The 24,848-nt window shown below is 30.8% G+C and carries 23 protein-coding genes and 3 pseudogenes; 22 read left to right on the top strand and 4 right to left on the bottom strand.

Going from position 1 to position 24,848, the window contains the following annotated elements:
- Positions 1–24: 24 nt before the first annotated feature.
- The 7 genes from AC1DMU_RS07130 to AC1DMU_RS07100 all read left to right on the top strand — a co-directional run bounded on the left by AC1DMU_RS07130 (position 25) and on the right by AC1DMU_RS07100 (position 8,207).
- The gene (locus tag AC1DMU_RS07130; RefSeq protein ID WP_088063530.1) at positions 25–585 is read left to right on the top strand and encodes a class I SAM-dependent methyltransferase; all 561 of its coding nucleotides are present in this window, start codon (positions 25–27) and stop codon (positions 583–585) included.
- A gap of 270 nt (positions 586–855) precedes the next feature.
- Entirely contained in the window at positions 856–1,335 is a 480-nt protein-coding gene (locus AC1DMU_RS07125) for an SRPBCC family protein (protein WP_000559859.1), read from the top strand.
- Positions 1,336–1,414: 79 nt separating this feature from the next.
- Entirely contained in the window at positions 1,415–4,585 is a 3,171-nt protein-coding gene (locus AC1DMU_RS07120; protein WP_088063531.1) for an ATP-binding cassette domain-containing protein, read from the top strand.
- Between the two features lie 431 nt (positions 4,586–5,016).
- Positions 5,017–5,322 (top strand): PadR family transcriptional regulator, encoded by a 306-nt coding sequence (locus tag AC1DMU_RS07115; RefSeq protein ID WP_306624238.1) that lies wholly within the window; start codon positions 5,017–5,019, stop codon positions 5,320–5,322.
- Entirely contained in the window at positions 5,319–5,831 is a 513-nt protein-coding gene (locus AC1DMU_RS07110) for a hypothetical protein (RefSeq protein WP_142291746.1), read from the top strand. The genes AC1DMU_RS07115 and AC1DMU_RS07110 overlap by 4 nt, the downstream gene beginning before the upstream one ends.
- The gene (locus AC1DMU_RS07105) at positions 5,831–7,282 is read left to right on the top strand and encodes a serine hydrolase domain-containing protein (protein WP_088063532.1); all 1,452 of its coding nucleotides are present in this window, start codon (positions 5,831–5,833) and stop codon (positions 7,280–7,282) included. The genes AC1DMU_RS07110 and AC1DMU_RS07105 overlap by 1 nt, the downstream gene beginning before the upstream one ends.
- Before the next feature lie 115 nt (positions 7,283–7,397).
- Positions 7,398–8,207 (top strand): MerR family transcriptional regulator, encoded by an 810-nt coding sequence (locus AC1DMU_RS07100; protein WP_088063533.1) that lies wholly within the window; start codon positions 7,398–7,400, stop codon positions 8,205–8,207.
- 201 nt (positions 8,208–8,408) lie between these two features.
- On the opposite strand, the gene AC1DMU_RS07095 is transcribed toward AC1DMU_RS07100, so the two are convergent.
- Positions 8,409–9,635: an MFS transporter gene (locus AC1DMU_RS07095; protein WP_088063534.1), complete on the bottom strand. Its 1,227-nt coding sequence runs from the start codon at positions 9,633–9,635 to the stop codon at positions 8,409–8,411.
- A 134-nt stretch (positions 9,636–9,769) separates the two neighbouring features.
- Here AC1DMU_RS07095 and AC1DMU_RS07090 point away from each other — a divergent pair, with 134 nt between their 5' ends.
- The 6 genes and pseudogenes from AC1DMU_RS07090 to AC1DMU_RS07065 all read left to right on the top strand — a co-directional run bounded on the left by AC1DMU_RS07090 (position 9,770) and on the right by AC1DMU_RS07065 (position 13,913).
- On the top strand, positions 9,770–10,324 hold the full coding sequence (locus AC1DMU_RS07090) for a D-glycero-alpha-D-manno-heptose-1,7-bisphosphate 7-phosphatase (protein ID WP_088063535.1): 555 nt from the start codon (positions 9,770–9,772) through the stop codon (positions 10,322–10,324).
- A gap of 49 nt (positions 10,325–10,373) precedes the next feature.
- Positions 10,374–10,949: an NUDIX hydrolase gene (locus AC1DMU_RS07085; protein WP_088063536.1), complete on the top strand. Its 576-nt coding sequence runs from the start codon at positions 10,374–10,376 to the stop codon at positions 10,947–10,949.
- Positions 10,950–11,015: 66 nt separating this feature from the next.
- Positions 11,016–11,178, top strand: a pseudogene (locus AC1DMU_RS07080) (winged helix-turn-helix transcriptional regulator); the annotation flags it as partial.
- Between the two features lie 116 nt (positions 11,179–11,294).
- On the top strand, positions 11,295–12,047 hold the full coding sequence (locus AC1DMU_RS07075; RefSeq protein WP_088063537.1) for a class I SAM-dependent methyltransferase: 753 nt from the start codon (positions 11,295–11,297) through the stop codon (positions 12,045–12,047).
- Between the two features lie 205 nt (positions 12,048–12,252).
- On the top strand, positions 12,253–13,047 hold the full coding sequence (locus AC1DMU_RS07070) for a VOC family protein (RefSeq protein WP_088063538.1): 795 nt from the start codon (positions 12,253–12,255) through the stop codon (positions 13,045–13,047).
- 116 nt (positions 13,048–13,163) lie between these two features.
- Complete coding sequence (locus tag AC1DMU_RS07065; protein ID WP_088063539.1) at positions 13,164–13,913, top strand: aminoglycoside phosphotransferase family protein; 750 nt, start codon at positions 13,164–13,166, stop codon at positions 13,911–13,913.
- Between the two features lie 83 nt (positions 13,914–13,996).
- Here AC1DMU_RS07065 and AC1DMU_RS07060 read toward each other — a convergent pair whose 3' ends face one another.
- On the bottom strand, positions 13,997–14,944 hold the full coding sequence (locus AC1DMU_RS07060) for a phosphotransferase enzyme family protein (RefSeq protein ID WP_088063540.1): 948 nt from the start codon (positions 14,942–14,944) through the stop codon (positions 13,997–13,999).
- Positions 14,945–15,273: 329 nt separating this feature from the next.
- Between AC1DMU_RS07060 and AC1DMU_RS07055 the strand changes: the two genes are divergently transcribed.
- Entirely contained in the window at positions 15,274–16,368 is a 1,095-nt protein-coding gene (locus AC1DMU_RS07055) for a helix-turn-helix domain-containing protein (RefSeq protein WP_142291747.1), read from the top strand.
- Positions 16,369–16,382: 14 nt separating this feature from the next.
- On the opposite strand, the gene AC1DMU_RS07050 is transcribed toward AC1DMU_RS07055, so the two are convergent.
- Positions 16,383–18,074, bottom strand: coding sequence for a M3 family oligoendopeptidase (locus AC1DMU_RS07050; RefSeq protein ID WP_088063542.1), 1,692 nt, complete (start codon positions 18,072–18,074; stop codon positions 16,383–16,385).
- A gap of 190 nt (positions 18,075–18,264) precedes the next feature.
- Here AC1DMU_RS07050 and AC1DMU_RS07045 point away from each other — a divergent pair, with 190 nt between their 5' ends.
- The 5 genes and pseudogenes from AC1DMU_RS07045 (at position 18,265) to AC1DMU_RS07025 (ending at position 22,416) form a co-directional block, all read left to right on the top strand.
- The gene (locus AC1DMU_RS07045) at positions 18,265–19,659 is read left to right on the top strand and encodes an aminotransferase-like domain-containing protein (protein ID WP_088063543.1); all 1,395 of its coding nucleotides are present in this window, start codon (positions 18,265–18,267) and stop codon (positions 19,657–19,659) included.
- An 85-nt stretch (positions 19,660–19,744) separates the two neighbouring features.
- Positions 19,745–20,059, top strand: a pseudogene (locus AC1DMU_RS07040) (helix-turn-helix domain-containing protein); the annotation flags it as partial.
- Between the two features lie 63 nt (positions 20,060–20,122).
- A pseudogene (locus tag AC1DMU_RS07035) lies at positions 20,123–21,084 on the top strand (helix-turn-helix transcriptional regulator).
- A 74-nt stretch (positions 21,085–21,158) separates the two neighbouring features.
- Positions 21,159–21,791 carry a type 1 glutamine amidotransferase family protein gene (locus AC1DMU_RS07030; protein ID WP_088063544.1) on the top strand — a complete coding sequence of 211 codons (633 nt, stop codon included), beginning with the start codon at positions 21,159–21,161 and terminating at the stop codon, positions 21,789–21,791.
- 421 nt (positions 21,792–22,212) lie between these two features.
- The gene (locus AC1DMU_RS07025) at positions 22,213–22,416 is read left to right on the top strand and encodes a hypothetical protein (RefSeq protein WP_215559070.1); all 204 of its coding nucleotides are present in this window, start codon (positions 22,213–22,215) and stop codon (positions 22,414–22,416) included.
- A 27-nt stretch (positions 22,417–22,443) separates the two neighbouring features.
- Here the strand turns inward: AC1DMU_RS07025 and AC1DMU_RS07020 are convergent, their stop codons facing one another.
- A complete protein-coding gene (locus tag AC1DMU_RS07020) occupies positions 22,444–22,686 on the bottom strand; it encodes a hypothetical protein (RefSeq protein ID WP_088063546.1) in 243 nt (80 codons plus the stop codon).
- Between the two features lie 111 nt (positions 22,687–22,797).
- Here AC1DMU_RS07020 and AC1DMU_RS07015 point away from each other — a divergent pair, with 111 nt between their 5' ends.
- The 3 genes from AC1DMU_RS07015 (at position 22,798) to AC1DMU_RS07005 (ending at position 24,754) form a co-directional block, all read left to right on the top strand.
- The gene (locus AC1DMU_RS07015; protein ID WP_088063547.1) at positions 22,798–23,658 is read left to right on the top strand and encodes an MDR/zinc-dependent alcohol dehydrogenase-like family protein; all 861 of its coding nucleotides are present in this window, start codon (positions 22,798–22,800) and stop codon (positions 23,656–23,658) included.
- A 215-nt stretch (positions 23,659–23,873) separates the two neighbouring features.
- Positions 23,874–24,041, top strand: coding sequence for a hypothetical protein (locus AC1DMU_RS07010; protein ID WP_048547055.1), 168 nt, complete (start codon positions 23,874–23,876; stop codon positions 24,039–24,041).
- A 215-nt stretch (positions 24,042–24,256) separates the two neighbouring features.
- Positions 24,257–24,754, top strand: coding sequence for a DUF421 domain-containing protein (locus AC1DMU_RS07005; protein WP_060488475.1), 498 nt, complete (start codon positions 24,257–24,259; stop codon positions 24,752–24,754).
- Positions 24,755–24,848 lie beyond the last annotated feature (94 nt).

Genomic DNA, 24,848 nt, shown 5'->3' with positions numbered 1-24,848 from the left:
CAAAATGTTTACGAGGTGAAAGTGATGGCAACAAAACAAGATGAAATTAAAGTAGTAGTCGGCGCTGGCGTGTTTAATAATAATCCAGGTTGGATTCAAACACAAGAAGATGAACTTAACTTATTAGACAAAGCTACGTGGGAAGAAAGATTTGAATACAACTCTATTTCAGCTATTTTAGCTGAGCATGTATGGGAACACCTTACTTTTGAAGAAGGTATAAGAGCAGCTGAAATTTGTTATGAATTTTTAAAGCCAGGAGGGCATATTCGTTGTGGTGTTCCTGATGCATTCTTCCGAGATGAAGCATACCAAAACATAGTTCAAATAGGCGGACCTGGCCCGAAAGATCATCCAGCAGCAAGTCATAAAATTGTTCATAATTATAAAACATTAACGGAAATGTTTAAATTTGCTGGATTTGAGGTAGTTTTACTTGAATATTGTGATGAAAATGGTCAGTTTTATTACAACGAATGGGATGCAAACGACGGTGTTATTTTCCGTTCGAAAAGGTATGATTCTAGAAATAAAGGTGAGAAGCTTGGTTTTCCATCTTTAATTGTTGATGCGATTAAGCGGTAAGTCATTCAATAAAAGCAAGGGTTAATACTATAATTTCATGAGTCGCAAATGCGGCTTTTTTTATTGGTGCGTAAGTCTATATTTAATAAGGAAACGGATATACATGATAATTATTTTTCAACATTATATAACTCGACTTGGAAAATATTTAAGTTTTTCTCATTACCATTAACTTTAAATTAATACTTCGTTGACATAAAGATTTATTTTATATTTATATTCGTGTAAAATAGAGTGAGAACATACATTCTGTATAAAGGGGCAATCAATATGATAGCTGAAATTGGGAAACTAACTAATGGGTATATTGTAAAATTTGAACGCCGATTTCCAAATACAATAGAGGAAGTTTGGTCTGTTTTAACAGAAAACAGTAAGCTTAAAAAATGGATGTCTAATTTACAAATTGAAAGTCTTAAAACGGGTGGAATAATAAAGTTCGACATGATGGACGGTTCATTTATAAATATTGATATTTTAGAGTGTCAAGTAAATTCAGTACTTGAATTTACTTGGGATAAAGATCGTGTCCGATTTGAAATACATAAAGAAGAAAGTGGAACTCTTTTACTTCTTAAAGAGTACATTCATGTATTAACTGATCATACACCGAAAGATATAGCTGGTTGGCATATTTGCTTAGATCTTTTTTCTTCCGTACTAGAAGGAAAAGAAAAAGAATTTTCTAAAGATGAATGGCAACAATGGTTTGAAACATATAAGGATAAGATCCTTGAAGTGAGAGGGTAATCGTATAAAAAGTTATATTCATTATGTAATTATTACACTGTAAAAATGATTTTAAAGAAAAATAAGAATAGAGGTTAATATGAAAGTAAATCAATTAATTGCTAATAACATAAATAAATTAGATACAGTGATTCCATTTAATAAGTCGTTTGGAATCGCTGGTTTATCAGGCTCAGGTAAAACAACCTTTTGTCAAACGATTGGTGAAGAATCAAAAAAACGATTAGTTTCTTTATTGCCAAAGGCTGAATATCAATATTTATTTCCTAACATTATGCAAACGAATTTTAGTGCTATTAAGATAGAAGATATGCCTTTAGTTCTTTTTCTAGGAAAATCATCGATTTCTTCCAATCCACGTTCAACGATCGGTACACATACTGGTGTTTTCACAGAGGTACGTGAAAAACTTGCTGATGTATTTCATCTTTCACCTGAGGTTTTTTCATTCAATAACCAGTTAGGCTGGTGTACTGGCTGTAAAGGCCGAGGTACTACTAAAAATATTGAGTGTAAAAAATGTAAGGGAAAACGTTATAGCGAAGAAATCGAACAACATAAGATAGATTTATTTGCTAAACCACATACAATTTCAAATATTAATGATTTAAGTGTTGAGTCTATTCTTTCGTTAGCGGAAGAGTTAAATATTAGTGAAGCAAAGCAACATATACTGCAAAATATAATTAATATGAACATTGGTTATTTAACATTAAATCGAATTATGGGTACGTTGTCAGGTGGAGAGTTAACAAGACTATATTTGGCTGAATTTATGGCAGTAAGTGAAAATGCTGTAATTATTATTGATGAGATTTCAGTTGGACTTGATCATGAAACATTATTACAAATATTAGAAGAGATTAAGCAGTTAGGGTGTAAAAATCAAATTTGGCTCATTGATCATTCAGATACTGTACTGGATACAACAGATGAGCAATTGTTCTTTGGACCTGGTAGCGGAAAATATGGTGGACAAATTGTGAAAGAATCGCCAAGACCAAAACCAATACTGTCGGATCTAAATAAAGAAGTACCAACAGAATACTATACATTCCATGAATTATATTGCCGTAATATCCAAATGGCGGAGTTTCAAATCCCTAAAAATAGGCTTGTGACGGTTACTGGAGAATCTGGATGCGGGAAATCTACACTTGTCAATGAATGTTTAGCTACAGATTTCTTGAAACGATATCCAAAAGATAAATTAGTTATGGTAGGACAAGATCGAAATCAATCCATTACAAGTCGATCAACTGTAGCCACTTTCCTAGATATTAAAAAGAAACTCACAAAGTATAGCGAAGAAATTGATGATATTTTTGAGCGTTCGATTGAGGATATTATAGATGAACTTCCAAATGAAGATATTGCGTATAAACGCTTGAGTCTACTAATTAAACTAGGACTTGGTTATTTAACGTTAGAACGAAAAACACAAACATTATCAACAGGTGAGTTTCAATGTGTTCATTTAGTTTCGGAGTTATTTGCAAACACAAGAAATCCACATACATTATTTATTTTTGATGAGCCTTCAAAAGGTTTATCACAAAATATTTTAAACCAATTTATAGATAGTGTTAGAGGGATATTACAAGATGAATCAGTCTCTATCATCATGATTGAACATAATAGTTATATGTTAGAAAGCTCTGATTATATTGTAGATTTCGGGAAAAGACAGCTTGAATCTATAAAACATCTTGATGTAGTAAGTCATGAAGATTATTATCGTCAAAAAAGCAGTGTGAATAATGCTGAGCAAATACATATTTCTTCAGCACTTAAGCATAAAGAAGGCGTTCACTATTTAGAAGAAAATCATATTCACTATTTTAAAAATGCCGAAAACATTTATAAGGGTGGTATTTTAAAAAGTTTATCATCAATGGCCCGTTTAATTTATAGTGAATATGAATCTGATACAATTGCACCTGTTGTTGCTATTGATCTTGAAAGACATTTATATAGTCAATATAGTTTTTTATATGAAATTGGTGGATTAATTAATCATATTGTAGCTGCTCATCCAACTAATAAAGATACGAGAAGTTTTGATTTCTATTTACAGGACAATCATTGTCCATCTTGTTCTGGACGTCTTCAAATTGAAGTTTTCGATAAAGATATTACAATTCAAGATAAAAACGTTCCATTTTGGGACGGTTTATTCGATCCGGAAATCATGAAAGTATTAAAATTTTATCAATATGAAAAAATAGAATTTCTATTTGAAGAAATTAAAAATGAGCTTGGTCACGATTTATCAAAGAGCTATAATGACATGTCAGAAGAAGAAAAGCATACGTTTTGGTACGGATATTTTGAAAAATCATTTTATGATAAAAAAGGAAAGACACGCAGAACATGGGTAGGATTTAATACGATTATTGGTGGATATATTGTTATTTCTAAAGCAGCTATTAAAGAAGAAATTAAGTCTTCTAAAGAAATGATGACATGTCCAATTTGTGAGGGTACGGTTTTAAATCATCATAAACCGCTTAAATTTGCTAACTTCGATATTCGTGAAGTTATCAATCAACCAGTTGATGAAGTGTTGAAAATAGTTGGTGATTTACCTGCACTTCATAAATTAAAGTCTATAGTTGGTGGCGATATGAGATTGACAGAAGATGTTTCTTTATTACCAAGGAAAGCACAAGTGGCACTGAAAATGTTTGAATTAGAACAGGCAAGCTTTTCAAACTATGAAATGGTGTTACAAAATGTATTACCATTCTGGGACGAAATAAAAGGAAATATCGAATCCATTAGTGTTAATAATCAAGTAACTATTTGTGATTTCCCTAATGTTTATGAAACGAGAGAAAACATTATAGATAAGTATTTCACAAATGGTAAATATAAAAAACTTACGTATGTATATGAAGCGTTTGGATACAAAAAGTTAGTTACCCAAATTAATAAAATTAAAAAAAGTAATCCATGTCCATTCTGTAAAGGGAAGAAAGTTATTACTGAAGATAATTTGCATGATGGTGTGTTTAAACTAACAATTCCATGTGTAACTTGTAATACAAGTGGTATTAATGATGAAGGACTAAAAGAAGTGGTTGAGGATGTGGATGTACAAACATGGTTAACTGGAAAAGTTAGTGATGTTGTGGATGAGAGCTTATTAACAGAAGCTGTTGCGCAAATACCAATTTTTAATCGTATTCGCGAATTGGATAAACGAGATATGATGGCGGTTTATGAATGTCTTGAGAGTAATCAGTAAAGTTTTATTAGTTTATGTGTTATTAACATAACTTATATAAAATATAAAACGTATATTCTTTATAATGTTTATAATAACGCAGTATGAGTATTACAAGGTAATGAAAGAAGATCCAATTTCTTAATGTGAAAATTAAGAAATTGGATCTTTTAGTATTTTCATGTCCCGTATACTATAGTTCCAACTAAATATATATGGAGGAGAGATAAAAAAATAATAGGGATGAACAGTTGATATATTATGTAATTATTATATTATAAAAATGATGATTAGGGGTAAAAACAGTTTATTAGTTATATCTTTGTTTATTAATCATGTTGTTTTATTGTCTGATTTTTTAAATTTAACAGAAATATATACTTGAATGAAGTATATATTTCTGTTAAATTTATCCTATGGACAGAACAAGTTTAATTAAAGGTCATTTAGAAATGTGTGTATTATCTATTTTGTCGAAAAAGAAAAGTTATGGTTATGAGATTATGAAAGAACTTGAAGTAAACAATTTAAAATTGAAAGGAGTAGGAAGTATTTACCCCATTTTAACTAAGTTGAAAAATCAAGAGTGGGTTAATACTTATCAAGAAGTAACAGACAATGGTAAAGTTAGGATTTATTATGAAATTAATGAAAACGGAAAAATACGTCTTGAGAAGAAAATTAACGAGTGGTTAGAATTGCAATCGGATATTCAAACATTATTAAAAAGTGGTTTGAAAGGAGACCTTCTGAAATGAGGAATAGATTGATAGGTAAAGAAAAGCAATTTTTAACAGACGTACTTAAGGAATTAAAGCAATACGATATTAGTTTAGAAGAAATGGAAAATGTAAAGCGACAAATATTAGAACATATTCAAGAATGTCGTGAACATGGTGAAGATAGTATAGATGATTTAGGTACACCCCAATTATTTGTTCAAGATTATTTAGAAATAAATGAAATTGATTTACAAGTTAAAATGAAACAACTTAAAAATAAAAAGGGTAAATTAAACACATCTATGTTACGTGACATATTCATCGCAGTTATTACTTACCTTGTCTCGCAAACTACATTGACAATATTTTCAACTGGATCATTTAATCCAACTAATAGTAAAAATACATTCCAGTATAATCTTTTATATCGTATTTCAGAAAATCAATGGTGGAATTCATTATTAATAATGATTAGTTTTATGCTCTCTGTAGCAGTATTTATTAGTTTAGTAAGTTATAAAAAAAGAAAGCTGTCTAAAGCATAATGAAGAATACGATCTATAAACTGTCTCTAATTTATATTCTTTGTAATGTATTAATGTTATGTATTACAGATCCAAAAGTTTACGCTCAGCAAAATATTAAAATTGCATTAGATAAGTATATTGAAAAATTTATAAAGGAACAGAACATTCCGGGAGCTTCTGTTGCAATTGTACATAATAAGGATGTATTCTTCACAAAAACGATGGGGATTACTGGAGAATCTGAAAAAAAGGTAACTAGTAAAACCCCATTTGCAATCGGCTCAATAAGTAAATCTTTAACAGCTTTAGCTATAGTGAAATTAATAGAAGATAAAAAAATAAAATTAGAGGATGCAGTTCAACGATACCTCCCCTGGTTTAAACTAAAAGATTCTCAAATATCCTCAACTATAACAATCCAACATCTACTAACTCATACAAGTGGAATAAGCACATATGAGGGCTTATCATTATCGGATAAGCAATCCAAAAGTTCTACAGCATTAAAAGAAAATGTAATGAAACTTTCAAATGTAAAATTAACTGCTCCACCAGGTGAAAAATATCAATATAGTAATGCGAATTATATAATACTTGGTGCACTTATTGAGGCCGTTACAAATGAAACATTTTCATCATATATGGAAAAGCACATTTTTCAGCCATTAAATATGAATGGTGCGGCAGCAAGTAAAGAGACTGCATATGAAAAAGGTTATTTAACAGGTTATCAGTCTTGGTTTGGCATACCGAAAAAAAGTATAGTCGCCTATGATAATGCCGGGGCACCGTATGGCTATATTACTGCAAATTTAGAAGATATGATTCAGTATACTATGTTTTTGAATCGGTCAGAGGATGCTCAATTCTTAAAGCAAGAAAACATGGATCTTTACCTTTCACCACTTTATAAAATAAATTCAGAAAAAAGTTATGGTTTTGGATTAAGAACAGCAAATATAAATGAAAGCAACACGATGATTTGGCATTCAGGATCAACGCCCGATGCTCGTGCAGAAATATTTATTTTAAATAAAAGTGGCTGGAGTGGTGTGATTTTAACAAATAAAAATCATGTTTTAGAAGAATCAGCACTATCGGTATTGAAAAATGGGATTATTAGTATTTTGAATGGAGAAGAACCGGTTAATTCCCCTAAAAACATACCATTTACACAAATTATTTTGTTGATAGTTACACTTATACTTTTCATAATATCATTTATGTTAATTAAAAAGTATAAACATATGAAAACTGCAAAAAAGGTAATTTGGTTATCCATAGGGATTCTATACCTACTATTATTTATTACGTTCATCCCAATTCTTACTTTTAGTACAAGATCACCATGGCGCACGATTAAAATGTTTGCGCCAGACGTAGCTTTATTTACAAGTATTATTGTAACTTTATTAGCTGTGAACGGGCTAATTTCAATCTTTATAGCCTTAAGGAGGAAAAAGGTATAAAGGTAAATAATTAAAGAAATATAATTTAAGCGTTATAAACAGTTGACTCTCACACGATGTCATTGTTTAAGATGAAGTTGAGCTTCGAAGTAGATGTAATTCATAGGAGGAAAACATGTTTAAAATAGGGGATTTTTCAAAACTATCTTCCATTAGTATACGTATGTTGAGACACTACGATAAAGTGGAATTATTACAGCCAGTAAAAGTCGATGAGCAAAGTGGATATCGATACTATTCAGCAGCCCAATTGAAAAAAGTAAATCGAATTCAAACGTTAAAAGATATGGGATTTAATATTGCTACTATTAAAGAAATAGTAGAATCCGATAATATAGATGGTATTAAGGAACAATTTTTAAATCGTAGTGCTCAAATTAAGGAAAACATGAATAACCTCCAAAAACAATTACGTCTTCTCGAAGCCTCAATGAAAACGATGAGAGAGGATGTTGTTGAGATGAACTATCATGTTTCAATAAAAGAAATTCCAGAAAGAAATGTAGCTAGTGTTAGAAAGATTATTCCATCGTATAATTGCGAAGGGGATGTATGGAGTATATTAATGCAAGAAATTCATATGAAAAATATTAGTATTGCTCATCCGAGTTATAGTATTGCGGTTTTCCATGATCGTGAATACAAAGAAAATGATGTGGATGTAGAAATACAGCTAAGTATTTTAGGAAAACATGAAAATACAAATGATGTTACATTTAAAAATATTGAATCAACTCATGTGGCGTCTATAACAGTTAATGGAAGTTATGAACAAATGACAGCTGTAAATGAGGCTGCAGCAAAATGGATTGAGACAGAAGGTTACGAATTAGCAGGCCCGATGTTTAACATTTATCATGTGAGCCCAGCGATGGAATCGGATCCTAATAAGTGGGTTACAGAAGTTTGTTATCCAGTAAAATGATGATAAAGAAAAAAGGCATATACATAATGCCTTTTTTCTTTATCAATTTATCCATAAATATCAAGAGAAATTATTTCTTGATTCGATTCATCAATGACTAGCACAATTTTCTTTGCAAATCTACAAAATTAGCGCATTGTAATAGATATTTAAGTTTCTCAATTTCAATTAACCAATCATACATAATTATCTTTCCTTCCATCATAGTTTTCGTATCGGACTATAAAGTGCAATAACAACTTCAAGCAGCTTCGTGAAAGCAGCTAAAACAAATACAAGTACTGGATTATAGGCTGAAATAATACCTCCTACTAATGCCCCGAGTGGCATAGCTAATCGTGTAAGTACACGCGAAAATCCTAAAACCCTTCCTTGCATATTTGATGGAACGGTTTCTTGGCGAACTGTGGCTACAATTGTATTCCATGCAATATTGCAAGTCATTGCAATACCGAAAGCAATTCCGGGAGCAAGCCAATATGTACTCCAAAGCGCAAAAGTTAAGCCGATTGCTCCAGCGAATAGGAGTAAAGGAATTAGAAGGCCGCGTTGCAACCTCTTTTCTAAAGGAACTGCAATCAAGCTTCCTAAAAGACCACCTATTCCAATTAATGTATAATTAAAACCACTTTGTTCCGGGGTAAGTTGTAATGTGGATAATAAATAATACATGAATATACCTAATACCGCACTTGCTCCAAAGTTTCCTATCATAGCTTGAAAAGATAAAGCTAAATTTAAGCGATCATTTTTGAGCCATTTAAATCCATTAACTAAATCAGCTAGTACATTTTGAAGTGCATTTTTATCTTCGCATTTCTTGTTTACGGTTTTCATAGACGGTAATAATATCACAGCAACTAATGTTGCAATAAATGAAAGAACATTAATCCAAAGCACCTGAAAGCCGCCAATAAAAGAAATGAAAATCCCAGCTATAATTGGACCAAACAAACTAGCCAATTGATTGATCATTTGATAGAAAGAATTAGCTTTTGTTAATGATGCACCTGCAATGTGTGGAATGACTGTAACAGTTGTTACATCAAAAAGCATAGACATAACTGCTAAGATAAAAGTAATTACGTATAAATGCCAGATCTCTAATAGATGTAATGCGTGTAGAATTGGTACGAGACTTACTAAAATAATATTGGTAATATCAGCTATCCAAAGTAACTTTTTTCGATCGTATCGATCAATTATTACACCAACTAAAGGGCCGAATAAAACAATTGGCAATACATTAATAGCAAATAAAGAACTCATAATTACAGCTGAACCGGTTAATTGATAGGCAATCCAAGGCAATGCAAAAGTATATAGTGAATCCCCAATTCGTGAAATGAGTAAACCAAAAATGAAAATCTTGTATTCTTTAGAGAAAGTTGTCTTAATGGTAAGCCTGCGTTCTAGTATAAATTTCACAACTGTTTGAACCACCTTTATTATAGAGGAATTTGAAAATCATCCGTCCAATACTTGTTATATATAGAATTCTGTAATTTTTAGATGAATCCTACTTTTTAGAGGTATTTTTAAACTTTAAGGAGGAAATAAAAATGAAGGCAGTATTTTTAGATAGAGATGGAACAATTGGAGGGACAGGTGGAGGAGTTCACCCGAATGAATTTACATTATTTGATTTTGCACCTAAAGCAATTCAAAGGTTAAATAACTTAGGATTAAAAGTGTTTTTATATACAAATCAAACTAGAATTGGAAGGGGATATTTTACCGAAAAAGAACTGTTTAAAGGATTTCAAAAGATGCAACAAATTTTAAAAGATGAAGGTGTATATATAGATGGAATGTACTATTGTCCACATAAAATGAATAGTAGTTGCGACTGCCAAAAACCGAATATAGGTTTACTTTTAAAAGCAGCAGAAAAACATGATTTATGCTTAAAAGAATGTTTTCTTATTGGAGATACAGGGAGTACAGATATGTTTGCAGCTGAAAGGGCTAATATGAAAAAGATTTTAGTGAGAACAGGATGGGGAGAAAGTTCATTAACAAAGTATAGAAATTTGTGGGAAGAAGTGGTATATGATTATATAGCGCAAAATCTAGTTGATGCTGTGAATTGGATTGAAGGTCATTTAAATACATAATAAAATTATAGTAAACTATCTTATTCAAAGATTCTTAAGAGGTAGAATATTGATACATATAAATAAGAATGTAAGAACATCTGGTGCGTATGTAATGTATAAAAATTTATTTGTTTTTCAGGTTGGACCAACGAGTAAAGGAGATACATTAGGTGTAGTAAGGCTTGGAGGACATAAAGAAGATGAAGAAACAGCAGTAGAAACTGCTAAAAGAGAAGTGAGAGAAGAAGCTACTATTGATATTACTATTTTGAGTTCACCAAGTACATACTACAAACAGAATTGGAATGCACAATCAAAGAAAATAAAAGTAGAAAATGAAATCGATCCAATATTAATTATTGATAGTTCAGATGAAACTTTATCTATTATGTATATGGCATATTCAGAAAATGAACCAACTCCATCTTCTGAAACGAACGGGCTCTTATTACTTTCAGTAAGTGATATTAGACTTATTTGTAGTAAGGCAATCACACTAAACGATTATATTAAGCAAGGTGGAATAGCCATATTGAAAGAAAAAATGGATAAAGAATTAATCTTACAACCTTTTCCGCAACTTTTGTTTTTAGCAGAACTTTTAAAAGAGGACCCTGTATTACTTCAGCAGTTTCTAAATTAGGATTATAAATCCACATTTATAAGGGGCTTTTTAATCCTAGATATATCTCAAGGAACTTAAGTGGGATTGGAACGAGATCAATTAATAACCGGGAAATTCCTCAAGAAATAGCACCTAAAGTGGAATATAGCTTATCTAAACATGGAAAATCAGTAAGCGCTGTTTTGAGTAGTTTGTGTGGTAGTGGGAAAGGAGGCATTTAGAATGTACAAATAGTAATAGATTATAAAAACGTTATGTAAACTAAATGTGGTGTTTGGAATGTTTTTCTGAAATTTTATATTTTGTAATATATAATTAACTAATAAGTTTGTGATTACATATTACTAAAGGGGAAAACAAAAAATGAACGAATTAGAGTACAAAAACTTTTATGATAAAGTAGGAAGATTAAATGGATGGGATTTTAGTAAAATAAAATGTGAAACTGTAGGAGATTCATGGGACTTTTATAGAGAGGTAAAAGAAAGATGCAAGCCATCACATATTTTACTAGATGTTGGTACAGGTGGAGGAGAAAATGTACTTAACATAGCATCTTCGGCTAAATTGTTAGTTGGAATAGATAATTCTGACGGAATGATTGAAAAAGCACATTCCAATTTGAGAAAATCAAATGTACAAAATGTTAAGTTTCTTCAAATAGATTCTGAAGTTTTAATGTTTCCACATGCGTATTTTGATATTGCTTCTAGTTGTCACGCACCGTTTATAGCATCCGAATTAGCAAAAGTAATGAAAAAAGGTGCTTTGTTTTTAACACAACAAGTTAGTGAACATGATAAATTGAACTTGAAAGAGGCATTTGGAAGAGGACAATGCTTTGGTGAAAGAGATGGAACTTTAAAAGAAAAGTATATGGGTGAACTTAGTAGTGCAGGATTTGAACTCGTGCAAGTACGTGAATATAATATTATTGATTATTACAGTTCGCCTGAAGATCTTATTTTCTTGTTAAAACATACACCTATTATTCCTAGATTTGGAGAAGAGGAAGAGGATTTTACTATTTTACAAAAGTTCATTGATGCAAATAGTTTTGAAAAAGGGATCGGTACGAATTCAAAAAGGTTTATGATTATTGCTGTAAAATCATAATATGTTCTATTGTAAAAGTTGCTTTTCGTTTAAGGAAAGGTAGCTTTTTTGTATGGAAACAATACTATATTAACAATGAAAGAAGCTAAAATAGTCATACTAAAGTTGTAGTTTTTATTTAAAAAATCCATCCTTCCGTTTGATTCTATCTGTTTATAAGTGTAATACAATACGAATAGATAATAAGAAACAGGGGGAATGTAACGTGATTACACATATATCAGATATAAAACTACAAACGGTTTCCATAGAGGGGGCAAAACAAGTTTATAAGGATATATTATCTTTTCCAATAAAAAAAGAAACGGCATCATTTATTCAATTTGAAGTAACACCCTATACAACCATTAGTTTTCAAGAAGTATATGAACCAATCGCTCCTGCACATTTCGCTTTTGAGATTCCATATTCAAAATTTCATGAAACAGCAAGATGGCTAAAGTATTCTGGATTACTCATTGTGAAATGGCAAAATGGAAATGTAATTGGTGAAGGGAATGATCTATTCAATGTATACTTTAAAGACGGAGATGGAAATCTACTCGAAATTATCGCACATAGTTATGTTAAAGAAGATGTATTAGTACCGCATTCCCCTTTAAACATTTTATATGTAAGGGAAATCGGACTTCCCGTTAAAAGTGTACCTGTATTTACAGAGTGGCTAAAATCAAATCTTAATATGAAAACGATGGAAGATGGGGATATTTTCAACTTTGTTATAGGTGGCACTGCATACATCGTTGCTACTTGGTGGCAGCGGCCTTGGATTCCGATTGCGATGAAAGCTTTACCACCGAAAGTACACGTTTCTTTCGGAACACCAGATCTTGCATTTTTACAGAAAATTCAAATTAATTTTAAGAGAAATAGTGTACCATTTCAATGTAAACATAATGAAGTATCATTTATTGAGCAAGGATATGCATTTTCAATTGTGCATACACCACATTTTCCTTCCGATATTCCTAGTAAATTAAACTTACCACTTTCTATTTAAGGATAGAAAGTGGTAAGTTTTTTATATTTTGTTAGAGAAGGGTTTCCGCATAATTACACTGAATTTATATAGGAGTATAAGGTGTCAGCTTAATTTACAATAAGGAGAGAAATGAATTGAATTTAGGAAATCCGATAGCTAAAGGGAATACAGCGGCAATCTATCTCTATGATAGTAAGGTTGTAAAATTATTTAAAGAATATCTTCCAGATACAGAGTCTATAAATGAAGCAAAAAAACAAAAATATGCGTATTCATGCGGACTATCAGTTCCAAACGTATTTGAAGTGACAAAGATACAAAATAGACAGGCAATTATTATGGAATACGTAAAAGGTGACAGTATAGGTGATCTCCTGTTTAATAATCTAAATGAGTCAGAACATTACATAAATATTTGTGTGAATGAACAAAAAAAGATTCATGCTATTCGTGTGAACACAGATGAAATAGAATCAATGAGAGAAAGATTAGAGCGACAAATTAAATCTGTTTATAAATTGGATGAAAAAGAAAAGGGAAATATATTGAATACGTTACATTCAATCAAATTTGAACCTAGATTATGCCATGGCGATTTCCATCCATTTAATCTAATTTTGAGTGAAAAGAATGTAAATATTATAGACTGGGTAGATGCTTGTTCAGGTGATATTCGTGCAGATGTGTTTCGTACATATTTATTGTATGCGCAGTCTCATATAGAATTAGCAGAAATGTATTTACAAATATATTGCAGTAATACCGATCTAACAAGAGATGAGATCTTTCAATGGGCCCCTATTATGATTGCAGCTAGATTTTCTGAGAAAGTATCTCCGCAAAATGAAGTGTATGTAAACAGATTATTGACTAAGTATGTATAAGTAATAAAACAAGGTTGTTTAGTAGCCAATTAATAAATGCTGTTGTTTAACTAAAGTTCCCTTGTAGTTAAACAACAGCATTTTTAAACATTGATATAGGTATATTTATTTTCGATTTTCATCCTATAAAGGTTCATTATTCGTACTTGGTCCTCAGTTAATTCTTCTTTATCCCAATACATATGCATTAAGCTATATTCAAAAATCTCCTTTAATTTTATAAACAATGGAAACCTGTCTATCATCTCTTTTGGTAGTTCATTTTCCTCTTGATACCCGGCAAATAGTGCTTTTGTAATAGAATGTTCATAGTCTGCTATATTCCCATTTCCAGCAAATGAATATTCTATCGCACTATAAATAGGAACGGCTAAATCAAATATGTAAAAATGTTTTTCACAGTCTTGAAAATCAATCATTGTTAAGTTTGAATTGTTTTCAACTAAAATGTTTTCTAACCATAAATCACCGTGAATTAAGCCGTAATTTGAAGTGGATTTTTGTAGCTTTTTTATAGAAGTTAAAACGTCAGATGCAATTTCTCTTATAGTAGTTTCTTCTTTAGGGATATACTTAAGAAAATTATACTCTTCATTTTCATACCAATCGTTTATATGTTTAACCGGTTTAGTCTTTTCAAAGCTTTTAGAAATACGATGTAATTTTCCAATTTGTTTACCAAGCTTTCTAAATATATTAGAATTCCATTCGTACCTTGGTAAATGTATGCCAGGCGCAGCTTTATATAATACAGCAAAAATCTCCTTGTCTAATGTTAACTTTTCTACTAAATTCTCATTAAGAGAAGGTATTATTGGAGGAACTGCTAAACCATTTTCATATAAAAAGTTCGTATATGCAACTTCTTCTAATTGTTCTTCATATTTTTTGTAGTTTGTAATTCTAATGAAGTATGAACCTAGTTTTGTAAGACATTGATACATTTCATTCGTTATAGGTTTAATGTTAATAAAATTTAATGGATATCGTTCATTTATTAATTGGAGTATTTCTTTTTCTAGCTCGTTCATTGTAGCGTCCTTTCCAAACTTATATTTTTTAACTAGAGAACTAAAAGAATCTTAATTTACAAAATTCGTGTTTAATAGTTGAAATCCTTTAAAATAAAATATGATGTAAATTGACTTTTAAAAAGTGGTAAGGTGTATCCATCATACTAATTAACGCTAAATTGAAAAGTTAATAGAATGTATCAAAAAATAAGATAGCTAAAAAAATAAAATTAATACTTACATATAAATTTTGAAAATCTTAGAGAATGGCTCATGTTATAAAACACAAGAAATATCAAAAGAAAGAAACGAACCTCTTTTATTATTATAAATAAGGAGTGAAGGAAATGAATGAACATATACAGAAGATGATTGATTGGATTGAGAGCAATTTAAAAGAAGGATTTTCATTAAATGAATTATCGCGTTATATGGGTTATTCTCCGTATTACTGTTCTTTTAGATTTCACCAAGTAACAGGCATTAGTATTAGGCGCTATATTCTTTTAAGAAGACTGTATTTATCTACGGAGGATTTGAAGAATGATAGAAAGATAATAGATATTGCATTAGATTATGATTATTCTTCGCAAGAGGCTTATAGTAGAGCTTTCAAAAATGTTTTTGGAATGAATCCAAGAGAATATCAACTTAACAACATGCCTATTCAATCATTTGTTAAACTCAATATAAATAAAGAAGGGGAGTTTAAAATGAATATTTCTAGAAAATTTGAGGTTGAGCAGTTACGTAGCAATAATAATGAGTTGTTTGATAAAGATGTATTAAACATATTAAATGGTCAAATGATGTATGAAGAATTTAAAGCTGAAAAGCTAATGGGTGAGTCTGATTACGCTCCATTTAACGAAGCAATGTGTGTAAACACGGCTACTACACGAGTTTTTAATGAAGAGTTTATTAATATAAGAGCAGAAGGACACAACAGTTCAGTAGAAAGTTATACAAAAAAGGTTATAGATCCGTTAGAAAATCTTTTTACAAAAAAGTATAAATGTATTGTTTTATGGTTCGGTGAAGATATGTTTTGCCAAATGAATCTACTTACTTTACTTTCATACCTTGAACAGTCTTGCTATGAAGGGAAAGTATACTTAAATAACTTCAGAGAAGATGAATTTAAAGTAAATCAAATTGAACTTGAATTGGGGAATTATTCTTCTATATACAATGAAGTATTAGTAAACCATAAAAAAACATCCTATAAAGTACCACCTGTAATGTATCAGGCTATAGACTTATATTTAGAAATGCTAAAAGAAGATAATATCGTAATGAAATTCATCTCTAAAAATCAAGGTTTATCAAATCATGAATTATTAATAAAGTTGTTTCAAATTTTTCCAACAATCGGATATGGTGATTCTCAGTACATAGAATTAATAAATAAAATAAAGAAGAAAGCTGAACCTAAAATATAGGAACAGCTTCCTTCTTATAATTGTTTAAGTGACTCTAATTCGCCCTCTACAAATAACATTAGTTCTTTAATTGTTTCGCCAGAAAAATCAAAACGAATGCCAGCCGCTTCATATATTTCCGGTAAAGATTTAGAGCTACCTAATGATAAAGCTTTTTTATAATTTTCTATTGCTTGTTTAGGGTTTTCTTTATATTGTTTATACATTTGTAGTGCACCAAGTTGTGCGATAGCGTATTCGATGTAATAGAATGGTAATTCAAATATGTGTAGTACAGGTAACCAGCTAGTTGCAATCCAATTTTCATACCCTTCAATATTTACGACGTTCGATTGGTATGTTTTATGTAATTCTAAATACTTTTCATTTCTTTCTTTAGCAGTATGATTAGGATTTTCATACATCCAATGTTGAAATTGATCAACGATAAGCATTTGTGGTAAGTACTTAACAATATCTTTAAAGAAATCTAATTTTGCTTTTATAAATTCTTCTGTATTCTCATAAAATGTATCCCAATACTCCATCGAAAATAATTCCATTGTCATGCTAGCAAGCTCAGCTGATTCGGAAGGGATTTCTAAATATTTTTGTAGCTCTAGTTGCTTCATACATTCATTATGAATACTATGGCCCATTTCATGGAGGAAAGTAGTAACGTCATAATGTGTATGATTGAGATTCATGAAGATAAAAGATAGTTGCGAAGCAGGTAAGTGTTCGCAAAATCCTCCAGGTCCTTTTCCTTTACGACTTTCTAAATCTAAGCAATTATTTTTATGCATACGGTCCAGTAATGTTGCAAATTCAGGGTCTAGTTTGTGTAAAACATGAGAACTTTTTTCGATTAAATCACTCGCGTCTTCGATTGGTTTTAATGCTTTTTGATTTGGTGCGGTTGCTTTTAGATCCCATGGACGAAGACTATCCACTTGAAGTTCAGATTTTTTCTCATTAAATATTTTATCGATAAGTGGTACTACGTATTTACGAATAGATTCAGCAAGCTCATAGCAATCTTCTGCTGTATAATCAAAACGTTCATGTTTTTTAAACATATAATCACGATAATTATGTAATTGAATGTTTTGCGCCTTTTGATGACGGATTGCGATTAATTCATTTAATATATTTTGTAATGTATCTTCAACAGATAAAAATGTTTCAGAAATGAGCGTTTTTGCTTTTTTTCGTATATGACGATCCGGATCTTGTAAGTAAGACTGTAGTTCAGTAATTGTTTTTTCTTCACCGTCCCATAGCGCGGTTAAACCACCGGTAATTTCGAAGTATTCGGTTACTAGTTTGTCTTCTCTTACTTCTAAATCAATGTTCTTTTCAAAAAATAAAGTCTGCGCATTCTTTATTTTTTTATCTAGTAAGCTATACGTTTTTGAATCAAGTTCCATTCGAAAAGGAGACTCTAAATATTTATTATCAAATGAATTTTGATAACGTTTCAAAAGAGGTCGTACATATTGTTGATCATATTCAAAAGTATCTTTTATTTTTTTATTATCTGTATTACATTGAAAGGCGATATAGTGCGATCTTAATTGTTCTTCAATTTCCCAAATGACTGTAGATTGTTTTATTAACCAGTTTTCAAGCTCTAGTTTTGAAGCAATCACTTCATTTTTTAAAGTAGAAAGAGCCTTTTCTAATTCTAGAACGTTACTAATATCAATCGTATTTAAGCGCTGCATAACATATCCCTCACTTTTTATTTATTCATGGAGATATTCTACTTATTAATTGTAATTTCCTTGTTAAGAGAAGGAAATTACAATTAATGTTAAAGTTTAACGTGGTAGAAAGGATGTATTTACTTTTGCTTTATAGAGAGCGTATGAGAATGAGGGGTCTTTTTAAGTGCTTTAATAAGGGAGTGAAATAATGTATAAGTATTTACATATTTTTAATGATATAGAAAAAATGATTCAACATGGAGATATAAAAGAAGGAAAGAAACTACCGTCTATTCGGACACTCGTTACCAAATATGAATGCAATAAGGCGACAGTAATACGGGCACTACATGAATTAGAAAAGCGTCATATTATTTATTCCATCCCTCAAAGTGGATACTACGTTGTTCGAAAATCAGGGAGTTTGGTAGAAAATGACGAGATAATTGATTTTGCTTCCTCAGCACCAGATCCAGATGTTTTTCCATATTTAGATTTTCAACGTTGTATTAATAAAGCCATTGATACATATAAAAATGACTTGTTTGTATATGGGACGCCGAAAGGTTTACCATCTTTAATTCCGGTTATTCAAAAACAACTGGCAAACTATCAAGTCTTCACTAAAGAAGAGAATATTTTTATAACGTCAGGTGTACAGCAGGCGCTAGCAATATTAACTTCTATACCATTTCCAAATGAAAGTGAAACGATATTAATTGAACAACCAACATATCATCTATATATTGAATATCTAGAAATAAACAAAATTCCTGTAATCGGTATTAAACGTACGAATGAAGGTATTGACTTAAATGAATTGGAACGCATTTTTCGAACAGGTAAAATAAAATTCTTTTATACAATACCAAGATATCATCATCCGCTTGGAACTTCTTACTCTAAAGATGAGAAAGAAAAAATCGTGCTACTGGCTAAGAAATATAATGTATTTATAGTGGAAGATGATTATTTAGCAGATTTAGAAATGGATTCAAAAGCAGATCCGTTATATAACTTGGATAATTGTAATCATGTAATATATTTAAAAAGTTATTCGAAGATTATTTTTCCAGGTTTACGGGTTGGAGTTGCGGTCATTCCGCCATCCATTGCAAATGATTTCCATAAATATAAAAAGATTTTAGATATTGATAGCCCAATGATATCTCAAGCTGCTTTAGAAATTTATATAAAGAGTGGCATGTTTGAACGTCATAAAAATAAAATTAAATCTTCCTATCACGATAGATCTAAAAAACTAGCAGAAACATTAGAAAGAACTCATAGTGAAAACCCGCTTTTATTCATATATAAAAAGCATAATACAATTGGAATCCATACTTGTTTAGAATTACAAAAAACGAGTATTTCCGAAATGTTTTTCCAAAGATTAAATGAAATGCAAATAAGTATTGATACTATTGATAAAAATTATATGAGAGGTTTTCCGAAAGAAAGACTATTAAAGTTAAACGTATCGAATGTAAAGGAAGATAGGATTGAAGTAGGAATTCGTAAAGTAATTGAGGAAATCAAACAAGTGGAACGTATAACCTTTCAATTTAAAAAAGAAAAAAATGAAAAAGGAGGTTTGTTGTGAGGCGCAAAATAATTCTCTTGTTTGTGTGTATCGCTATAATAATTGAAGCTATTGTTGTTACTAAATATTATAATAAAGATGATAATTAAAATCCTTCAAAGATACATGGCTAGATTTATCAGAAGATAATCCCTACAGCCAATTCTTAATTACGGTTATGGCGGGTGTAAACCAATTAGAACGTGATCTTATCCGTATGCGGCAGCGTGAAGGGATTGAACTGGCTAAGAAAGAAGGAAAGTTTAAAGGTCGGTTAAAGAAGTACCATAAAAATCATGCAGGAATGAATTATGCAGTAAAGCTTTATAAAGAGGTAGATATGACTGTAAATCAAATTTGTGAAATTACAAATGTGTTTATGGCCTCATTATATAGAAAGCTATCGGAAAGGAACAGTTGATGAGTTATACTAAAAATCAGAAATATATAATAGGGGATAAATTCCATAGAGAGGTGGAATTACATGCCTAAAATTGATAATATGTTAGCGATTCTATGGATGCTTCGCTCAGGTAAAAAATTACTGCGAAACAAATTTCAGAAAAGTTAGAGATGAATATAAGGACTGTGTATCGTTATATTGATACAATTTCAACAAGTGGTGTACCTATAATTTCAGAACCAGGACATAACGGTGGATACACTTTATTGAACAATTTTATTGAGGCTCCTCTTTTTTTTGATTTGGAAGAGCAAACTTCACTATTTCACGCTGCTGTTTTTGCAGAAGAAGCCGGATATTATGGAGGTAAAGCATTAAATAGGGCCATTTCAAAACTAAGTAAATACTCAAATCAAGAGCAGGAAGCAAAGATAAACCAACATGTAAGTAGTCTAGAAGTAATCAGTCGATTTAGTTCACTCTCTATGGAACATTTTTTGAAGGAATTGGAGCAGGCCGTAACTGACGGGTACTCAATAAAAATCCTCTACTATAAAAGTGGCAAAAAGCAATTAAATTATAGATTGGTCGATCCGTACAGAATTATCTATTGGAATAATAAGTGGTATGTGATTGGATTTTGTCATCTTAGGAATGATATCCGTAGTTTTAGAGTAGATCGAATTGAAAGTTTAATGCTAACCGAAAATAAGTTTAACCGGCCAGAAAATTTTTCAGCACGTGACTTTTTTATAAAAAATCTTCTTCCAACTATAGAAGATAAAGAAGGAATTATTTCTTTGGTTATTAGTGGGGATAAAAGTGTATTGGCTGATATTTGCCAACATTGGTTTTTAGGACATTATTTACAAGAGCGGACTTCAAATCAAGCAGTTTTTCTTCTTGAAAAAGATATGATACATACATATGTACCTTATTTACTTTTACCGTACAATAAATCTATTAAAGTTATTGAGCCAATAAGTCTTAAGAAAAGACTTATTGAAGTACTGTCGGAATTAATAAAATTTCATGAAGTATGATAACTTCCCTGACGTTAACTGTCAGGGAAGTTATATTATAATATCCATATCAATTGTGATTGGAGTGATATGGGATGCAAACAAAAAAAGTTTTTCTATATGTATTTAATACAATGTCGGACTGGGAATATGGATATTTAATTACCGAACTAAACTCAGGAAGATATTTTAAAAAAGATTTAGTACCTTTAAAAGTAATTACAGTAGGAGCTAATAAAGAATTGATTACTACTATGGGGAGACTGAGCATAAAACCAGATATTTCCCTTGATGAATGTACTTTTGAGAGTAAAGATCTTTTAATTTTACCAGGAGGGACTACTTGGAGTGAAGAAATTCATCAGCCTATCTTGGAAAGAATTGGCCAAGCTTTAAAGTTTGGCACTATTGTTGCTGCAATTTGTGGTGCAACTGAGGCCCTTGCCAATATGGGATACTTAGATACTAGAAAGCATACAAGTAATAATTTAGAATACACTAAAATGGTATGTCCTAACTATAAAGGAGAAAAGTTCTATGAGTTGGGATCTGCGGTATCTGATGCGAATTTAGTTACTGCATCAGGAATAGCTCCTCTGGAATTTGCGATGGAAGTACTGAAAAAATTAGATGTATTTGCACCAGATACATTACATGCATGGTATAATCTAAATAAGACTCATAAACCTGAATACTTCTTCCAGTTAATGAATTCAATAAATAGATGAGCTAAAAAATCAAATTAGCAGTTTTATATTAGGTTAAATAATTACCATGCTCTAGACAATGTCAAGGCATGGTTTTTAAATATAACTTAAAAATGCTTATGGAGTAATGAAAAAGCTCAATTTCTCTATTAATTAACGGTGAAGTTCGGCTTTTTAGTATTGAAAATTCCTAAACGTTGTAAATCCGTATTTTCCTGACGTTACTCCTATACAAGGAAATATGATAGTAATCATATATCAGAAGTGATAGAACTGAGTTATAAAAACTAGAAGAAAATTGTTACGTTAATACTTTTTAGAGCACTCAATTGTTGAGTGCTCATTTTGTTTAGGACATAATTGTTTTAAATGGAAATAAACTACCAATAGGTGATATCCTTAAGGTATAGTATTTACTTTGAATAGGAGGTTGATGGAGTCTATGGGGGTACGTATAGTGGATGATTTACAGCAATTATCATTGTTACTTATGTTTTTAAGTACATTTATATTTTACAGATACTTAAAGAAAGTGAAACGAGAGAGGAAATTGACTGGTTTTGAATGGACAATGTATTTTGTCACTCAATTTGCGACATTAATTTGGGTATTCACTTATTTTATTAAACACTTAGCTGAATCGTAATTTCTATTCATTTCAACTAGTTTACTGTTATCTATTAGGAATATAAATATAGTCCGTATCTAAATCAATGACAACATCGCTCATGATGTATTCTCGTAGTAACTTTGGGATTCTTTCATAGTGGTACCGTACACAAAATAAGCTTAGAAGCTCTTCGTTAGATAACTCTTCATTTTTTACATGTAAATAAATTGTTCTTAATTCGTTTAGAGAACAGTTACGGCCAATAACATACTCATTCATTCTGTATCCATCAAATTCAATTATCATGTTATTACTGTTAGAAGCTAGCCAATGTTATAGCCTAAATTTTAGATGAATCTATTATACATTGTTTGAAATTTAGTGAGAATATATTTTTATAAAATGAGAGGGTTATAAATGGAACAAAATAAATTAGTTTTAGAGGGACCAAAACAGCTTAAGTGGGAAACGCGCGAAATTAAGTCTATACAGGATGAGGAAATTATTATTAAAACAATTTCAGGTGCAATAAGTATTGGAGCAGAGTTACCACAGTATAAAGAATTAGATGTTACAGATATAAATCCTATTTATCCAAGAAAAACTGGATATGAAAGTTATGGGGAAGTTATTCAAGTTAGAAATAAAGTAACAAAATTAAAAGTAGGTGATAAAGTAATTCGGGTGCCTAGTTATATAAAACCTAAAGTTGCTTTATTATCTATTCTTTCGTGTGATGCTGCTAAAGGGGTATTGAAACTAAATCCGCAAAAGGATGCAAAGGTACTTATAACTGGAATGGGAGTGATTGGTTTACTCACTTGTTCTTTTTTAAAATACTATGTAGGTGTAGAGCAAGTGGATGTTGTTGAACCTAATAAAAATAGAAGAGAATTTGCAAAGAAGTTTGGTGCGAAAAATCTCTTTGATTCGGAAGAGAAAGTTATAAATACGTATAATTACGGTTTAGAATGTTCTGCTACAAATAGAGGGTTTCACACTAATAGTAATGGGGCGATATGTATTCTTTCTGATGGTAATATAGAAGACCTAACATTAACCGCTGACTTTTATCGAAAAGAATTGCAAATCATTGGTTCAAGTGATGGATATGATTACCAAAAACATGCAGATTGGCTTTTTAGTCAAATAGAACAGACGCCATGGATAGAAGAGATTTTTCAACATGAAATTCATTATACTGCACTTAAAAAATGTTTTGAGGAATTAAGTGAAGGAATAATTACTCCTTTAAAAGTATTTGTCTCATATAAATAAAATGACCATGTACTTATCACGTAGCTCACTTATATTTCGTCACTAATATGATAACAAAACGAGGAGTAGAATGTACGGGGATTTTTAATAGGTACAACGGGTTGTGTAAACAGGGAAGGGGTTTTGCTCTTTCCTTATGTACAAATAGTATATTATCTTTCTCAATGTACATATTAAGTAAAGTGTTTAATATCGTACATAAAAGGCGGGATAATATGGATGAAAATAAGAAAAATGAAGAATTGATTAAATTTAAGAAACAATGGTTTAATGAAGATAATCAACCAGTAGCTGGTATAGAGTTAGCTTTACCGCCTGATATAGGCAGCATGTTAGACTCGAAATCAGTTGATGATAAAAGTGGAGAAAGTAATAATGAATAAGTTTAATCTATACGCATCCATTTGGGTGCTTTTGTATTTTTTTGACATTAGAAGATGGATCATCAAATCCTTATTGAAAAAAGGTTGGGCTAAATAGATCCATTTTCTATATATGTAAGTTTTAATTTTCACAAAAAAGTTTAATTAAAGTTCATTTAGAATGCTATATAAAATGGGAATGCTAATAACATTTACCATTAAAGGATTGGGCTATTATGCATATTATTTTTGAAAGTATTATTTTAATTTTTACTGGGATTCTTGCATTAAAAATGACGGGTAGTAAATCTGTTAGCCAAATGACGAGAGCTGAAATCATTATAGTAGTATCAATAGCACGTATTATTGTAGAGCCTGTATTAAGTAGGAAGGTAGTTCCATCTATATTTGCAGCTGTAATATTTGCAAGCGTACTTCTTATTATTCATTTCTTTGAACTGAAATCAAGGAAGGCGGAACAATTCCTAAATGGCAGTAGCTTTGTAATTGTTGAAAACGGAGAGATTATTAAAGCGAACTTGATGAAGGCAAAAATGTCTGAACAACAACTTTATATGCAATTAAGAGAAAAAGGAATTCATGATTTAAAGAGTTTGCAGCAAGTTACAGCTGAGCCGAATGGACGTATTGGTTATCAATTAATAGAGAAAGCTCAACCGATAACTTTAGAAATGTTAGAAAAAATATTAGATCAGCACAATACAAAAAGATAATTTCTCCTGAGAAAAGCTAATACCACAACAAAAGTATTGGCTTTTTTATTTTTCTACAAAAACATATGGGTTGATAAAAAAGAGTGAGTTTTAC

The organism is Bacillus sp. 01N45 (assembly GCF_056399205.1).
The sequence above is the reverse complement of the archived record's forward strand: the minus strand, read 5'-3'. Positions and strand labels throughout refer to the sequence as shown.

Bases quoted from the DNA above. Each gene is read 5' to 3' on its own strand.
- AC1DMU_RS07015 (WP_088063547.1), top strand. From the start codon at position 22,798: ATGGAACAAAATAAATTAGTTTTAGAGGGACCAAAACAGCTTAAGTGG.
- AC1DMU_RS07115 (WP_306624238.1), top strand. From the start codon at position 5,017: ATGTGTGTATTATCTATTTTGTCGAAAAAGAAAAGTTATGGTTATGAG.
- AC1DMU_RS07030 (WP_088063544.1), top strand. From the start codon at position 21,159: ATGCAAACAAAAAAAGTTTTTCTATATGTATTTAATACAATGTCGGAC.
- AC1DMU_RS07090 (WP_088063535.1), top strand. From the start codon at position 9,770: ATGAAGGCAGTATTTTTAGATAGAGATGGAACAATTGGAGGGACAGGT.
- AC1DMU_RS07005 (WP_060488475.1), top strand. From the start codon at position 24,257: ATGCATATTATTTTTGAAAGTATTATTTTAATTTTTACTGGGATTCTT.
- AC1DMU_RS07025 (WP_215559070.1), top strand. From the start codon at position 22,213: ATGGGGGTACGTATAGTGGATGATTTACAGCAATTATCATTGTTACTT.
- AC1DMU_RS07110 (WP_142291746.1), top strand. From the start codon at position 5,319: ATGAGGAATAGATTGATAGGTAAAGAAAAGCAATTTTTAACAGACGTA.
- AC1DMU_RS07045 (WP_088063543.1), top strand. From the start codon at position 18,265: ATGTATAAGTATTTACATATTTTTAATGATATAGAAAAAATGATTCAA.
- AC1DMU_RS07020 (WP_088063546.1), bottom strand. From the start codon at position 22,686: ATGATAATTGAATTTGATGGATACAGAATGAATGAGTATGTTATTGGC.
- AC1DMU_RS07050 (WP_088063542.1), bottom strand. From the start codon at position 18,074: ATGCAGCGCTTAAATACGATTGATATTAGTAACGTTCTAGAATTAGAA.
- AC1DMU_RS07060 (WP_088063540.1), bottom strand. From the start codon at position 14,944: ATGAACGAGCTAGAAAAAGAAATACTCCAATTAATAAATGAACGATAT.
- AC1DMU_RS07105 (WP_088063532.1), top strand. From the start codon at position 5,831: ATGAAGAATACGATCTATAAACTGTCTCTAATTTATATTCTTTGTAAT.
- AC1DMU_RS07055 (WP_142291747.1), top strand. From the start codon at position 15,274: ATGAATGAACATATACAGAAGATGATTGATTGGATTGAGAGCAATTTA.
- AC1DMU_RS07130 (WP_088063530.1), top strand. From the start codon at position 25: ATGGCAACAAAACAAGATGAAATTAAAGTAGTAGTCGGCGCTGGCGTG.
- AC1DMU_RS07100 (WP_088063533.1), top strand. From the start codon at position 7,398: ATGTTTAAAATAGGGGATTTTTCAAAACTATCTTCCATTAGTATACGT.
- AC1DMU_RS07010 (WP_048547055.1), top strand. From the start codon at position 23,874: ATGGATGAAAATAAGAAAAATGAAGAATTGATTAAATTTAAGAAACAA.
- AC1DMU_RS07120 (WP_088063531.1), top strand. From the start codon at position 1,415: ATGAAAGTAAATCAATTAATTGCTAATAACATAAATAAATTAGATACA.
- AC1DMU_RS07125 (WP_000559859.1), top strand. From the start codon at position 856: ATGATAGCTGAAATTGGGAAACTAACTAATGGGTATATTGTAAAATTT.
- AC1DMU_RS07075 (WP_088063537.1), top strand. From the start codon at position 11,295: ATGAACGAATTAGAGTACAAAAACTTTTATGATAAAGTAGGAAGATTA.